17 protein-coding genes are annotated in these 15393 nt (G+C 34.9%); 13 read left to right on the top strand and 4 right to left on the bottom strand.

From position 1 onward, the window contains the following. Positions 1-401 precede the first annotated feature (401 nt). The 3 genes from B2R82_RS19845 (at position 402) to B2R82_RS19835 (ending at position 3942) form a co-directional block, all read left to right on the top strand. Complete coding sequence (locus tag B2R82_RS19845) at positions 402-1454, top strand: NAD(P)/FAD-dependent oxidoreductase (RefSeq protein ID WP_286926598.1); 1053 nt, start codon at positions 402-404, stop codon at positions 1452-1454. 177 nt (positions 1455-1631) lie between these two features. Next, the gene (locus B2R82_RS19840; RefSeq protein ID WP_286926597.1) at positions 1632-3146 is read left to right on the top strand and encodes a DEAD/DEAH box helicase; all 1515 of its coding nucleotides are present in this window, start codon (positions 1632-1634) and stop codon (positions 3144-3146) included. 16 nt (positions 3147-3162) lie between these two features. Beyond that, a complete protein-coding gene (locus B2R82_RS19835) occupies positions 3163-3942 on the top strand; it encodes a YqhG family protein (RefSeq protein WP_286926596.1) in 780 nt (259 codons plus the stop codon). A gap of 39 nt (positions 3943-3981) precedes the next feature. On the opposite strand, the gene B2R82_RS19830 is transcribed toward B2R82_RS19835, so the two are convergent. After that, a complete protein-coding gene (locus tag B2R82_RS19830; protein WP_286926595.1) occupies positions 3982-4302 on the bottom strand; it encodes an ArsR/SmtB family transcription factor in 321 nt (106 codons plus the stop codon). Beyond that, complete coding sequence (locus tag B2R82_RS19825; RefSeq protein ID WP_286926594.1) at positions 4299-4724, bottom strand: SRPBCC family protein; 426 nt, start codon at positions 4722-4724, stop codon at positions 4299-4301. The genes B2R82_RS19830 and B2R82_RS19825 overlap by 4 nt, the downstream gene beginning before the upstream one ends. Before the next feature lie 304 nt (positions 4725-5028). On the opposite strand from B2R82_RS19825, the gene B2R82_RS19820 reads away from it, so the two are divergent. Beyond that, complete coding sequence (locus B2R82_RS19820; RefSeq protein WP_286926593.1) at positions 5029-5667, top strand: LysE family translocator; 639 nt, start codon at positions 5029-5031, stop codon at positions 5665-5667. 83 nt (positions 5668-5750) lie between these two features. Here the strand turns inward: B2R82_RS19820 and B2R82_RS19815 are convergent, their stop codons facing one another. Further along, on the bottom strand, positions 5751-6512 hold the full coding sequence (locus B2R82_RS19815) for a MerR family transcriptional regulator (protein ID WP_286926592.1): 762 nt from the start codon (positions 6510-6512) through the stop codon (positions 5751-5753). Positions 6513-6755: 243 nt separating this feature from the next. On the opposite strand from B2R82_RS19815, the gene B2R82_RS19810 reads away from it, so the two are divergent. The 5 genes from B2R82_RS19810 (at position 6756) to ytxJ (ending at position 10463) form a co-directional block, all read left to right on the top strand. After that, positions 6756-7646 carry a LysR family transcriptional regulator gene (locus tag B2R82_RS19810; protein WP_286926591.1) on the top strand — a complete coding sequence of 297 codons (891 nt, stop codon included), beginning with the start codon at positions 6756-6758 and terminating at the stop codon, positions 7644-7646. Between the two features lie 108 nt (positions 7647-7754). Next, a complete protein-coding gene (locus B2R82_RS19805) occupies positions 7755-8462 on the top strand; it encodes a CoA transferase subunit A (protein ID WP_286926590.1) in 708 nt (235 codons plus the stop codon). Further along, the gene (locus tag B2R82_RS19800; protein WP_286926589.1) at positions 8462-9097 is read left to right on the top strand and encodes a 3-oxoacid CoA-transferase subunit B; all 636 of its coding nucleotides are present in this window, start codon (positions 8462-8464) and stop codon (positions 9095-9097) included. The genes B2R82_RS19805 and B2R82_RS19800 overlap by 1 nt, the downstream gene beginning before the upstream one ends. A gap of 154 nt (positions 9098-9251) precedes the next feature. Then, entirely contained in the window at positions 9252-9872 is a 621-nt protein-coding gene (locus B2R82_RS19795; RefSeq protein ID WP_286926588.1) for a uridine kinase, read from the top strand. Between the two features lie 261 nt (positions 9873-10133). Further along, entirely contained in the window at positions 10134-10463 is a 330-nt protein-coding gene (ytxJ, locus tag B2R82_RS19790) for a bacillithiol system redox-active protein YtxJ (RefSeq protein WP_286926587.1), read from the top strand. 56 nt (positions 10464-10519) lie between these two features. Here ytxJ and B2R82_RS19785 read toward each other — a convergent pair whose 3' ends face one another. Next, the gene (locus tag B2R82_RS19785) at positions 10520-10981 is read right to left on the bottom strand and encodes a hypothetical protein (protein WP_286926586.1); all 462 of its coding nucleotides are present in this window, start codon (positions 10979-10981) and stop codon (positions 10520-10522) included. Between the two features lie 399 nt (positions 10982-11380). Between B2R82_RS19785 and B2R82_RS19780 the strand changes: the two genes are divergently transcribed. The 4 genes from B2R82_RS19780 to B2R82_RS19765 all read left to right on the top strand — a co-directional run bounded on the left by B2R82_RS19780 (position 11381) and on the right by B2R82_RS19765 (position 15298). Next, complete coding sequence (locus tag B2R82_RS19780; RefSeq protein WP_286926585.1) at positions 11381-12562, top strand: NupC/NupG family nucleoside CNT transporter; 1182 nt, start codon at positions 11381-11383, stop codon at positions 12560-12562. Between the two features lie 638 nt (positions 12563-13200). Beyond that, entirely contained in the window at positions 13201-13731 is a 531-nt protein-coding gene (locus tag B2R82_RS19775) for a hypothetical protein (protein ID WP_286926584.1), read from the top strand. A gap of 621 nt (positions 13732-14352) precedes the next feature. Continuing rightward, entirely contained in the window at positions 14353-14589 is a 237-nt protein-coding gene (locus B2R82_RS19770; protein WP_286926583.1) for a hypothetical protein, read from the top strand. Positions 14590-14845: 256 nt separating this feature from the next. Continuing rightward, positions 14846-15298, top strand: a complete 453-nt coding sequence (locus tag B2R82_RS19765) for a hypothetical protein (protein WP_286926582.1) — start codon at positions 14846-14848, stop codon at positions 15296-15298. The last annotated feature ends 95 nt before the right edge of the window (positions 15299-15393 follow it).

The raw sequence follows: 15393 nt of genomic DNA, 5'->3' as shown, positions 1-15393 counted from the left end.
CAGTCGGAACGGAGATCAACCCCTCGTTTTGAAAAATGGCTATACTTTTTAATTTAATCACCTTGATTTCATTGACATATTTCAACAACATGAAAGTAGTATGCTGATTATTAGCATACTATTTTTTTGTTTAATTATGGATGTTTTATGACTGATGAACAAAAATATAAAAAGATTAGCAAAAATACATGTACTCTAACATAAAGATTTGTTATCATTTTATTTGATAATGATTATCATTATCGTATAATGTGTAATATAGAGGATATATAGCATCTTTAGAGAATTTGGCAAGGGATGCTTGTGTTCCCTTAAAGAAATTGAAAAAAGAAAGTAAGGATAAATTTATTTTATTTTATTTAACGAAATATGTTGTGACACAGAGGAAAGGGTGTATGTAATTGTTAGAACAAGAATTATTTGATGTAACTATAATTGGCGGTGGTCCAGCAGGTTTATATTCAGCATTTTACAGTGGCTTACGTGAGATGAAAACTAAGCTTATCGAATCACAGCCTCAGCTTGGTGGAAAAATTCATGTCTATCCAGAAAAAATGATTTGGGACGTTGGTGGCGTAACACCAATTACAGGAGGACAGTTAATTGAACAATTAATCGAACAGGCTATGACCTTTAATCCTTCTGTGTACACAAATGAGAAAGTAACTACTATTTCAAAAAATGAAGAAGGAATTTTCATTATTACCGCTGAATCTGGCAATATTCATTATTCAAAGACAGTAATAGTTGCTATCGGTGGTGGTATTTTAAATCCTCAACGAATAGAGATTGAGGGTGCAGAGCGATTTGAGGTATCCAATTTAAATTATACGATTAAATCCTATGAAAAATTTAAGGATAAGGCTGTTATTATTTCAGGTGGTGGCAATACGGCAGTAGATTGGGCACTGGAATTAATGGAAGTTGCCTCTAAAGTATATTTAACGTATCGTAAGGACACGCTTTCTGCACATGAGGCTCAAATTACTGAGCTATTAAATAGCACAATTGAATGTCATTTTAATTCTGAAATTACAAAGCTTATTGCAGACGATGCAGAAGGTATGATTAAAGCTGTTTCCCTAACAAATTATGAAACAGGGCAAGTAAATGAAATTCCAGTTGATGAAGTTGTCATTAGTCATGGCTATATTAGAGATAAGGAGCTATTGGATAATAGTCCATTAGACATTGAGCGGAAAAATGATTATTTTATTGCTGGAACGATTCATAGTGAATCCTCTATTCCTGGTCTTTATGCGGCCGGAGATATTTTGCAGCATAACGGTAAAATTCACTTAATTGCAGCAACTTTTCATGACGCCCTACATGCGGTAAATAGTGCGAAAAAATACATTCAACCAGATGCATCAGAGGGTGGTATTGTTTCCTCACATAATGATATTTTCAAGCAACGCAATCGTTTGCTCTTAAAGGAAAGCTTAAAACGATAACTTTTTAATTTTAGTCATGTTTTTAAAAAGGTTATGGGATTATCACCTACTGAATTTCGTATGTACAAGAAATAAAAAACATCTGACGAAAAATAATTTTCGTCAGATGTTTTTTGCATAAATAAACATAGCTTTCACTTTTTTGGACAACCTAAGTTAGAAAAAAAGTATGAGGTGATGGTTATGAATATCGAGAGGTCATCTGAATGGGAAGAGGGCTTCATCAATCGATTAAATCATCTTGAGAAATGGGATAGCTGGACATTATATAAGATGAATTATGACATTGTAAAAATGAAATTGATTCCTGAATTTACAGGATTACAGGCAACAAAATATTTACCCAATTTAAAGCCACTGACACATCAACTGGAGGCGGCTAAAACAGTGATTGAACGCATGAATGGAAAAGCAATTCTAGGTGATGAGGTGGGACTTGGTAAAACAATTGAAGCAGGCTTGATTTTAAAGGAATATCTTATTCGGGGACTTGTCAAAAGAGCACTTATACTAGCGCCAGCCTCTCTTATTAATCAATGGGTGGAAGAATTAAATAGTAAGTTTCATATTCCAGCCATCGCTTATAAAAAAAATTGTCCAATAGAGCGCTACGATGTACTTATTATGAGTATGGATACGGCGAAGAAAAGCCCACACAGAGAGCGTATATATGAGCAGGATTATGACATGATTATTATTGACGAGGCACATAAATTAAAAAATCATAAAACGAAAATATATGAATTTGTACAAAGCTTAAAGAAAAAGTTTTGTCTATTATTAACGGCTACACCTATTCAAAATGATGTTTTTGAATTATATTATCTTATTTCGTTATTAAAGCCTGGTCATCTAGGCAGCTATGAAACATTTCAATCTGCCTTCTCAGCTAGCAAGCATGATTTAGAGCATGATGATTATTTAAAAGAATTAGTGAATCAGGTGATGGTGAGAAATAGGAGGGAAGATACGGGCATCGAATGGACGCAACGTCAAGTTCAAATTGTGCCCATCCAATTTACGAAAGAAGAGAAGGAAGTTTATGATTTACTTGGAACGCTTCAAAATATGGGTTCGTTCACTTTAATTACATTACAGAAAGAAATGTGTAGTAGCAAAGAGGCAACAGCTTTAACATTATCGAAAATGCTTGAAGAGCACTCGGAGTCATCAAAAATTAAATATATTCTGGAAAAATTAATGGCTTTAGAAGTAAATACTAAGGCAGAAAAAACGCTAGAAATTATCGAAAAAGCACAGGGGAAAGTGATTATCTTTACAGAATATAGAGCATCTCAATTGTATTTGCAGTGGTATTTACATTCTAAAGGAATCACAAGCGTACTATTTAACGGGAAATTTAATAAAAGTAAACGTGACTATATGAAGCATTTATTTAAAGAGAGAGCGCAGGTTCTTATAGCGACAGAGGCAGGCGGCGAGGGGATAAACCTACAATTCTGTCATCATGTCATTAACTATGATCTGCCATGGAATCCTATGAAATTAGAGCAACGGATTGGCCGGGTCCATCGTTTGGGTCAGGAGCATGATGTGCATATTTATAATCTTGCTATCGAAAATACGATTGAAGAAAATATCTTAGCATTATTGCATACGAAAATTGATGTTTTTGAAAAGGTAGTGGGGGATTTAGATGCCATTTTAACAAACTTTAAAGAATCTGTCTGATGTAGGAGGAAAAGTTATGTATCCACAGCAAGTTCATAGTTACTTACGAGAGTTTTTTACCGAAAATGATTGCACTATTTTGAGTGAAGATCGTCATTATCTTACTGTCCAATTAACAGTAGATATTGATAAAAAAATTATGAACAGACCTTTCTACTGGCAGTATATAGAGGCGACAAATAGTGAGCCAAACCCTGCGCAAATTACATTTATTACAAATCAAACAACATCTTCTGCAAACTTATACGGTGAGGCCATTCATTTCGGTTCTCCAAGACTCAATCAGGTTTTTCAAGCGACAAGAGAGCTAGGAGCCTACGTGGAGATGTATGAGGTGGTAGATCCGACAATCGGGCAGGTTATCTTAACACCTTGGTTAGGAATAAATTATAAAGTATCTTATTGCTGTGATCGTACAAAGGAAATGCTCTACTCCTTTGGCATAAATCTCTTAACAGGGGTTATTAAAAAGAATTTCCAAGAAACCTTATGTAAAACGTCACTAGAAACAGCTCCGGGAGAAAATGTATTTCATGTTCAACCTATTATTAAGCCAATTCGAGCATTGCAAAGACTAGAGGCAGCCATTCATGCCATCATTGAACAAGATGACCATTCATGGGCCTTAGAAGCAAAAAAGAGATGGCAGCGTGATCAACGTGTTCTAGATTATTTTTACGAGGATATAGATGACAAGCCAGAATGCTATGATATTGAAAAAAAAGCGTTAGAGGAACAATATGAGACAAAGATTAAAATAGACATTATTAATGGTGGGTTGTTTTATCTATACTAAGCAGGAGCTGTCCAAATAGAAAAGACAGCTCCTTGCTTTTTATTGTTCTTCCACCATGTTTTGTAGCTGTGCTAATTTATTATCCCAGAATAAATCAAAGTATTGTAACCAATCCTCAAGTTCCTTCAGCTTTTCAACATGCAATGTATAAATTTTTTCCCGGCCCTTTTTCTGTGCAGATACTAGCTCAGCTTGCTCTAAAATAGATAAATGCTTAACAACAGCAGTACGACTGATCGCAAAATTTTCAGCAATTAATGAGATCGGTTTATTACGTAAGGCTAGCAGTTGTAGGATATGACGTCTTGTTGGATCAGCAATTGCTTGAAATACATCATATTTTACTGCAGGCTGCGTCATTGTGATTCCACAGTTTCCTTTAATTTTTGAGTAACAATCATTGTCCAGCCACCATCCATAGTTTTACGAACAGCTTCAGCTGGTATATTCGCTTTCGGAATAATGTGTGATGCTTCCTTCCAGCCACCGTGTGTTAACGTAAATTCTGTTTGTTCACCGAGCTCTTTTAGCTCAAATGTTACAAACCAGCCATCTGTATCCCAAGCGAAACGTACAAAATGGGGAGCATTCACTTGCTCCACCTTACATGGCGAAGGACCAAAAGGAGATTGAATCGTAAATTGATGTCCTTCAATTGGCTTAAAATCATTTGGCATCAGCCACGTAGCTATTTTTTCAGCATCTGTAACTGACTCCCACACCTTTTCAATTGGCGCATTAAGTTTTATTACCTTCACAATATTATCTAGCTTTTCAGTCATTTTTTCATAACTCCTTTTCAAAAATATAACCATAAGGTGTTATGAATATATAACACCTTATGGTTATATGTCAATTATTTTTAATATGATTCGCATTTTTCAAAAATAGATACTAGGTTAAATCAATTTTTCTTACTTCTTTTAACAGCTCATATAGATGATGTTCAAAACGAACCTTTGCTTGCAATTGTACTTTAGAGAGAAATGAGCGAAAACAGATTTAATTTCCTATAAAGGACCTTTTCTACAATATCGTCCTTATGGTAGAATTATTTTTATAATTTTCAGAAAAGGGGGGCTTGAAATGGTGAACATATCGGTCTTTTTGATAATGTGTATTTTACTAATTATTTTACCAGGTCCAGATACGGCAATTGCCACGAAAAATACACTTACCGTAAGTAGAAAGGGTGGCTTACAAACTTTACTAGGTTCCTGTTGTGGGCTGTTAATCCATACTTTTGCAGCGGTGATTGGACTGTCTGCCATTATTGTGAAGTCCGCCTATGTATTTGCCATTTTGAAGTATGTCGGAGCGGTGTATTTATGTTATTTAGGTGTCAAGACATTATGGACTTTACGGACAATCCGCACGCAATCTCCTGTAGTTCAAGATGAAACACAAATTGATCATAAATTTTCACAGCAATCTTGCTTTAAGCAAGGCTTTCTAACAAATGTTACCAATCCAAAGGTAGCCGTATTTTTCCTAACATTTTTACCTCAATTTGTAGATGGCATGAGCGGTACATTCATGCCGTTTCTTATAATGGGGCTAATATACACTGCTTTAACAGGGATTTGGTTTGTGTTCTATGTTTACTTGTTAGATAAAGTTAGTGCATTTATGAAAAAACCAACTACAAAGGCTGTTATCGAAGGTTTAACAGGCATTGTGTTAATTGGCTTTGGGATTAAACTAGCTTTGGAAAAAGCCCATTGATTATACTAAAAAGTCGATTTGCCACAAAAAAATGTGTTGCAAATCGACTTTTTAGTATTTCAGTAAAAAAGAATTTTAATCATCTATTCGTGGAGATTAATACCCTTGTTGTTCCAATAAATTTGTATAGCCTGACCAAACCATATCTCTTCCTCAGGCGATAGGGGCGAGGGGAAGAGCTGTGTATCCTGCCCAAATTCAATATTTTCATCCTTTACATTTTCCACAAGCTCAATTGCATTAGGGTATAACTCTAAAGATAGCTCAAAATACTGTTCCAAAAGCGCCTGAACATTCGGATTAGCCGGATCCTGACCATATGCTGCCTTCAGCTGACTAAAAAGCTCAGCCATTTCCAAATTTAGCTCCTTAAGCTTTTCCTCAGGAACTTTAAACATGTTCTCAACCATTTCTTTTGGTAAATAATTGGACAGCCATTCTTTTTGCTCCTCTTCCTTATGCATATTATGAATAAGCATCATAAAGATATTTGCGTTCATAGTGCCTTGCTCTTCCGTGATATATAAGGCATGATCTAGGGCACGAATGACCTGTTGAAGTTGTTCCATTTTTTGAAGCATTTCTTGTTTTTGAAATTCAAGTGACTCTTTTATATCCCATTCTTTTAAATGGATTAATGCATGGATTTTTTCCAATGGATAGCCTAAAAATTTCAGGGATACAATTTTTTGCAGTTGAATAATATTTTCATCTGAATAGAATCTTCTGCCAGTTGGAGAAATAAAGGATGGTTTTAATAAATCAATTTCATCGTAATAATGCAAAGTTCGTATGGTCATACCTGTTTTTTTGGCAAACTCTCCAATTGAATATTGAGTGAACATTATTTTACCTCCCTATTACATGTTATCTGTATTGTAAAAGCTAACGTAACGTGAGAAGCAAACTATTTTTAGGATTTCTTTTTTTACGTTTATTCCAAATGACCCCTCCATCAGCAATAATTTTCCTCTTCCATATAAGGATGCCTTATATAAAGGATTTGTGGAATATAGAGAGAATTTATTATTAAAAAGGGGAAACAGCTATATTTTTATAATAAATTGGAATAAATAGGGGACTTGAATATGGAATTAAGAGATTTAAAAGCATTTATGGCAGTTGTTGAACATGGAAGTTTTACAAAGGCCGCAAGTGAATCCTTTGTTTCACAGCCTTCTTTAAGCAAAAGCATTAAAAAATTGGAGGAAACCCTGCGAGTAGAATTATTAAATCGCTCTACACGCCATGTCGAATTAACTGATGCCGGAAGTATTGTTTATAAACAGGGGCAAAAAATAATGGGCTCTGTAATGGAATTACATATTTTATTGGACGATTTATTGAACATTCAGACAGGTGCAATAAAATTAGGTATTCCGCCATTAATTGGCACACTATTTTTCCCAGATATCGCAAGAAATTTCCATATGCAATATCCAAAGGTGCGTCTAGAACTTGTGGAACGTGGCGCTAAAATGATTGGAACGCTCGTTGAAAATGGTGAAGTCGATATTGGAATTGTTGTTTTGCCTACGGACGAACGGAAATTTTCTGTCCAACCCTTTGTGGAGGATCAATTTTTTGTATTTATTAATGATTCCCATCCGTTAGCACTGAAGAAATTTATTCAATTAGAGGATTTAAAAAATGAGACCTTTATTATCTTTACGGAGGAATTTACACTACATGATTATGTCATTAATACATGTAATACTGCTGGATTTACACCAATCATTGGCTATAAAAGCTCACAATGGGATTTGATTGTAGAGCTTGTATCCTCAAATTTAGGCATTACACTATTACCTTATTCAATTGCAGCTAAGCAAACAAATAACAACGTAAAAATTATACCTTTAAAAGATTTTGATATGCCATGGCGTTTAGGCGTTATTACAAAGAAGAATTCATATCAATCTTTTGCATTAAAGCAATTACTAAATAGTATTAGTAGTGAAGAGGTAGGTAATAAATAATTTATGCATTTTAGGAATAAATGATATTCTAATTAATTCCTTTACTTATAAAATAGCAATAGGGTAGAATTTTTCTTAATAAACGAGCAATTTAAGGGGGTTTCGATTATGGGGAACGGGAAAGTGTGGAGTTCGTTTGAGGAAGCCGTTGCAGATATAAAAAATGGAGATACCTTAGCAGTAGGAGGCTTTGGGATATGTGGCATTCCTGAAAAATCTATTGCTGCCTTAGTGCAAAAGGGCATAAAGGACTTAACAGTTGTCAGCAATAACTGTGGCGTTGATAATTGGGGCTTGGGGCTTTTACTAGCAAATAAGCAAATAAACAAAATGATTGCATCCTATGTAGGCGAAAATAAAATTTTTGAACAACAATTTTTAAGTGGTGAACTCGAAGTAGAATTAACACCACAAGGAACATTGGCTGAACGTTTGCGAGCTGGTGGGGCTGGAATTCCTGGCTTTTACACGGCTACTGGAGTGGGGACACCCATTGCTGAAGGAAAAGAAGTAAAGGTTTTTGATGGCAGGGAGTATATTTTAGAAAAAGGAATTACTGCTGATTTTGCACTTGTCAAAGCATGGAAGGCAGACAAGCTAGGGAATTTAGTGTTCAGGAAAACATCCCGTAATTTTAATCCACTAGCTGCAATGGCAGGGAAAATTACGATAGCAGAGGTAGAGGAAATCGTTGAAGTGGGAGAATTAGATCCGGACCATATTCATACACCTGGTGTGTTTGTACAACGCGTTTTATTAGGGGAAAATTACGAGAAGCGTATTGAGCGTTTGACGGTGAAAAAGGGGGAAGCTTAATGGCTGATACAAGACAAAGAATCGTCAATAGAGCTGTGAAGGAAATACAAAATGGGATGAATGTTAACCTAGGTATTGGTATGCCAACACTAGTTGCAAATGCCATTCCTGCTGATTATGATGTGCTTTTACAATCAGAAAACGGTTTGCTTGGAATTGGACCTTATCCAACAGAGGAAGCGGTTGATCCTGATTTAATAAATGCTGGGAAGGAAACAGTAACAGCTGTACCAGGTGCCTCTTTCTTTGATAGTGCGGAATCCTTTGCGATGATTCGAGGAGGGCATATTGATCTTGCTATTTTAGGCGGTATGGAGGTATCTGAGACAGGCGACCTTGCAAACTGGATGATTCCAGGGAAAATGGTCAAGGGCATGGGAGGCGCCATGGACCTTGTTGTTGGTGCTAAAAGGGTTATCGTCATCATGGAGCATGTTAATAAAAATGGAGAATCTAAAATTAAAAAGCAATGTGAGCTTCCGCTGACAGGTAAGGGTGTAGTACATCGATTAATTACAGATCTCGCTGTTTTCGACTTTACAACGGATGGCATGCAGCTTATCGAATTGGCTGAGGGTGTCACTATAGAGGAAGTAAAGGAAAAAACAGCTGCTGCATTCAGTATTGCATTATAATCAGTGTAACCAGTTCTTTTTAGGGCTGGTTATTTTAGTTTGATTCAGAAAGGAGTTACTAAAGCCCCGGGGACGTCATGGATTTTAAAGAGGAGCTTTTGCGTAAACGCGAAAAACCCTGAACGTAATCGATTAACCAAGGAGTGTTTTATTGATGGATGTCCTAGATGTAAAAGAGGAAATTATTCAGCGATTTAAATTGAGAACGGCTACAGATAGACCTTTTATCGTGGCCATTGATGGATTAGGTGGGGCTGGCAAGTCTACTATAGCTCACCACCTTGTAGAGGAGCTTCAGTCTATATGTACAGTGACACTTATTCATATTGATAATCATATCGTAGAAAGATGTAAACGTTATGATACAGGCCATGAGGAATGGTTTGAATATTATTATTTACAATGGGATATTGAAAGCTTAAAAAATAATCTATTTTTACCTTTACATAATCGTGCTTTACACCTTTCTCTCCCATTTTATAATCGGCATACAGATACCATTTGCGAAAGAGACATGAATATAGAAGCTAATAGTATTTTTATAATTGAAGGGATTTTTCTTATGCGTCATGAGTGGAGGAGCTTTTATGATTATCGCTTGTATATAGACTGTCCCTCAACTATTAGAGAGGAAAGAGTATTACAACGAGATGTGTATATAGGTAATTTTATAACACGCCTTCATAAATATAAAAAAAGATATTGGCCAGCAGAGAAGTATTATTTAACGAAAGAAAATCCATTAGCTGTAGTAGATTCAGTTTATGAAGTATAAATCTACTATTTACTGAATTGAGCTTGAATATAGGAATTTATAGAGTTTATGGAGCATTTAGAGGAAAGTCCATGTCTAGTGGCAACCAAGGATAATATGGAATATCCAGAAGTAGAGCCAGAAAAATCATATTAGGCTGAAAAGAATCAAATTAAATTATTAATGGCACGAGCCTTTACCTTCTGTGTAGGCTCGTTTTTTTTATGGAAATGCGGAAAATACCCATTACGGTATATAATACAATAAAATGGGGGTTTCAGCATGAAGCGAATAATGACCACAGAAGAGTGGAAAAATGTTTTACAGCTATCGAGCCATACGCCATGCCTAGTGTTAAAATATAGCATGACTTGCTTTAGTAGCATATCCGCATTAAAAGAATTTAAAGCACTGGAAACTATCCTGCCGAGGTATGTAGTTATCGTACAAAAGGATAGGGAGGTATCAAAAATGATCGAGAAGGAACTTGAGGTGAGGCATGAATCCCCCCAGTTTTTAATTTTGCAGGGAGGGAAGGGAGTTTGGCAGGCAACCCATTATAAGATAAAACAATTACTTCTAGCTGAAGCCATTAGTATGTATGTGAAATAAATAAAGAAGATACTCTTCATTATACATAATAGGGTATCTTCTTTATTGAATGCAATTTATTGCCCTAAAGCTTCATTTTGATGATAGTGAGAGGCAATGGATTCTAGATTTAGTTGGGAATAGTTCGCCCAATTGACCTTTCTAAAATCTTTCTCGTTAAAGTATATATTTAATACCTCAGTCATATTTTCGGTCCCGCCAGGCTCTGTTAATGGAGCAGACCAAGAAATGATAGGTGTTTTAACACTTTTTAATTTTGATAGCTCAGCAAATATTTTCGCAGAGTCCTTTAACATTTGACTTTTGGAGCCCTGTTTTACATCTGCATCTTGAATGGATATTGTAACAACTCCCTTTGTATCTTCCACTGTAAATTTACTTTTGACAGTAGCCCTCACTATATCTTCAATTGAAGTATTGCTATCAACCGCTGCTTCCTTAGGTGCTGTATTTTTTCCACACGCTGACAATAATAGTGTAGCAAGTAATAACATATAAAATAACCTTTTCAATATCATAACCTCCCTTGTTACTACCATATATGCACAAAATGAAGATGAATTATACAAGTTGATTGGAGGTTTTTCTGCTTTCAGTTGAAGTAGTTGGACAAGTTTAGATAGAGGTGATGATTTTATTTCAAACGAATTCCTCAGAGAACTAGAAGCAGTGGTGATGACAAAATAACTTGTCATCGCTTTTTTTTTGCTTGAAATGCAACAAAAATTTTTATACTTATATATTATTTTTCTGCTGGCTATTGAAAAAGTAGTAGAAAAACTGTTATAGTGAATTTATTTGTCTGACGTCCGACTATAGTATGTTGAGTTTGGTTGTTCTTAAATTTTCATATTTGGACATAATGAATGAAAGGATGACTTTATGGTCGAACGCTGAAAATTAGTATGGGGGAAATTATGAGATACTTAATATCTTTTTGCGGATTGCTGCTTGTTTTTGGTTTAGCTCTGTTAATGAGTAAAAACAAAAAAGAAATAAAATATAAAAATATATTGATGATGTTAATCATCCAATTTTTGTTGGCAGCATTCCTGCTAAATACAAAATTTGGTTATATTTTAATAAAAGGAATAACAAAAGTATTTGATCATTTATTAGCTTACGCAAATACAGGCATATCCTTTGTTTTTGGGGGTTTAGCGAATAAAGGAGAATCTCCATTCTTTCTTAGCGTTTTATTACCGATTGTCTTTGTATCTGTATTGATAGGGATTTTACAGCATTTTAAAATTCTTCCTTTCTTCATGAAATGGGTAGGGTTATTTTTAAGTAAAGTAAATGGCATGGGAAAATTGGAATCTTATAATGCTGTTGCTTCTGCAATGGTTGGTCAATCTGAAGTATTCATTACTGTAAAAAAACAATTAGATCAGCTGACCCCGCAGCGAATGTATACATTGTGTGCATCAGCTATGTCGACCGTTTCTATGGCAGTTGTTGGAGCCTATATGACGATGATTGAACCTAAATATGTTGTAACGGCGATTGTGTTAAACTTGTTTGGCGGATTTATCATTGTTTCCATTATTAATCCATATAGAGTAAAGGAAAGCGAAGATATTTTAACGATTGAAGATGAACATAAACAGTCTTTCTTTCAAATGCTTGGAGAATATATTATGGATGGTTTTAAAGTAGCTATTATTGTTGGAGCTATGCTAATCGGCTTCGTAGCATTAATGGATATGATCAATTCACTATTTGATATCGTATTCGGTATATCTTTTCAAGGGATTTTGGGTTATATCTTTGCACCAATAGCCTTTCTAATGGGTGTACCATGGGCAGATGCCATTTCTGCTGGAGGAATTATGGCTACCAAATTAGTAACAAATGAATTTGTGGCCATGATAAGCCTTGGAGAAGTAGCTAAGTCTATGAGCGCGCATACAGTAGGTATTATTTCTGTCTTTCTTGTCTCCTTTGCAAACTTTTCATCCATCGGTATTATTGCTGGAGCAGTAAAGGGCTTGAGTGAAAAGCAGGGCAATATCGTTGCTCGTTTTGGCTTAAAGCTGTTGTATGGAGCCACACTAGTTAGTATCTTAACAGCTACAATTGTTGGTTTTGTTATTTAGCTATTTGAACTGCACTCCATTTGATGTATTGGAGTGCAGTTTTTTGTGATTATAGGGTGTATTTTTGCACTTTGTGACGACTGGGTAGAACAATATTTTCTTTTCGAATTTATTTACCAAATTCGGAAACACTTGGTGCATTAGATGAATATCTAAAATGAGCATTCTATAATTTATAACTATAAATAATGGTTACCCATCCGATATAAAAAAGGAGTTTGTTGAAAAAAAAGATAATATTAACAATAATAAGTTTATTTTTAGGATGAAAATCTAGTGTAGCTACATTTTATTTTTCTGGATTGCCTTCCAACGCTATAGTTCCTAAAGTGGTAGTTGATGCCAATAGTGATATCACATATGGAGGTAACGGGTGATTCTATGAGCACTTATGTTTCTGCACCTTGGGGTTGGCTTAATAAAACAAAATAACTATTGGAGTTAATGGAAAACTAGCTAACGGCACATGGTCTATTTATTATAATGGAACAAATGTAAGTACTTTAAATAGTGCATAGAAATCATATGCTTCCCCAAAATTAACAGTTTACTATAGCTATTAAATGTAAAAACTTAATGTAACTAATTTTATATTGTTCTCTCACATTTAGGAGGTACAAAATTATTGGAGGTGTAAAATGAGATTCCCAACTATTAGTAGTGATGCATTGAAATTGTTAGGAGTTGAAAAAAAGACAACACCTATTTCAAAGCCAAGTTTTTCAGGAATAAATGCCATGCCAACGAAATCAGCTCCAGAGATGAGTGAAGAAAAATATAAGGAAGCAATTATCGCACAGGCAAAAAAAGATTTTGAAAATGGTAAGTGTGGAGGTCATAAAAATCCTTCCTATATGACACTAAAGAACAGCTTCGTATCTGTAGCATCCCCTGATCGTAAAGGTTCGATAGCACAAATAGTAAGTCAATTACCATTCAGGCAGCGTGGAAATGTGAGCTATTTAGAGGTAAAGGATGAAAAAGGGAATATAACTTCTACTTATTCTCCACATAATGGTTGGCATGCAATTGGTACACGAAAAGAACAGCTTCGTGAAAGTGAATTTAATGCTATCTATATAGAAGCGTGGCGCTCATTTAAAGCAGCAAGCCAAAACAATCAAAGTGATATCAGTACATCCAGCGGTTCCATTGATGTGTCAGTCTAATGGAGCCTTTAAAAAGTTAATTAAAGGAACCATTCTAAATCAGTAAACCCCTAGAATTTTTTAGGGGTCTTTGTGTCGTATTAATGAATTGACGCAAAACTATCACCGATGGATATAGTTGGATTTGTGTTAGAATAGGTTATGTTTGATGAGCGTTGGGATAGGTATAACATGGTACGTGACCTGCATAACTGACAGTAGCTGTTAAGGCAACTGTTCGTTATAGAGACTAAACACAAGATGGATTTGCAGGGATAGGATTTCAGACGATATTCGTACCACTTAAAATAATTGCAATCTTTAATAGTTGAATTAAATGTGTTTAAAGAACTGGTAGATTTATTATCCGATAGAGGTTTATTTCGTTGAAAGGACTTATAATATCACAAGAAAAATGAAACTTTTTAGTAGTGGCTTATCAATTACTGAAAACCTTTAGGCAGTAAAGATTAAATCTGTAGATGGTAGTTGGAGCGAAAAAGTTTTTCATAAAAGATACTATGATACAAATGGATATTGATTGCACAGATCACGAGAACCCAAAGCAACACCTTAAAGTACCATATAGACATGAATTGAGTAGTAGTTCAAGAAGCCAGGCTATTTATAAGGAGTTAATTTATGACTGAGAAAGAATATTTAGAATTTAAAAATCTTATATCAATGAGGGCTGAACTTAATTTTTATTATAAAAATGATGAATATTGGATAAGTCATATTCAAGATAAATCTTTTCTATCCAGAACAAAAGATTCTTATACTCAAGAGTTTTGTGGACACAAAGAGCTTTTTGAACATGCAACAATAGAGAGTAAAAAAATCACAGAAGTATATCCAGAATTGAGACAGCTTAAATAAAAATTTAATCTACTTTGGAGAAGACCAAGTTAAATAAGCTTGGTCTTTGTTGTGCTTGTAATTAGATGTGGGAGAATAAAGCACTTAAAGTCGTTCAGTGTCTAACTGGTTAAATGAAAAGGTTAGCCTTTCACAATCTAAGGTGTATGGTGAGTCATCGTTAGATAATTTTCTGGAAATTATAAACGGAAATGGTTATCCAAAGTGGTATAAGGTATTATTAAATGACAAGGTAGGTTTATTAAGGAGGAGTATAATGCGTTTTCTTTTTTGTCTAAGTGTTGTTATCTCGGGAATTGTAAGTATTGCTGGCTTTGCACTCACTAAAATGACTACTTCTTCATTCGACCCCACAGGTGATAATTTTGTTGGAGGAAATGGAAACCCAGGCTTAATGTTTGTTATGCTTCCAATGTTAATTATTCTTTATTTTTTCTTCGCAATGATGTTTGTTTTTGAAAAGATACATGAACGTTTTTCAGTGAAAAGGAACCTATTTCAAGCCTGCTATTCAGGGGTGTTTGTATTGATTTTAGGAATGACGATTTACCGAATCGTTTCATTTCGAAATGAAATCAATCCATATTTTGAATACGAAATATCCTATTTAAATCCTTTTTCTAATGATTTATTTTTTAACTTCTGGACGTTTATAGCCTGCCTTTGTGTTTCAGGATTTTGCTCATTTTATTTAAAGAAAAGAATATGAAGAAATGCATTTAAACTAAAGACTACTCTTTGATGGGTGATTTTCTGTGCTCTTGATATGATCGACCTGAGCAGATTATGGGCTATCCCGAGCGA

The organism is Lysinibacillus sp. UBA6686 (genome assembly GCF_002455205.1).
GTDB classification, from domain to species: Bacteria; Bacillota; Bacilli; order Bacillales_A; family Planococcaceae; genus Lysinibacillus; species Lysinibacillus pakistanensis.
Note: the sequence above shows the minus strand (reverse complement) of the source record. Positions and strands in the feature narration are given on the sequence as shown.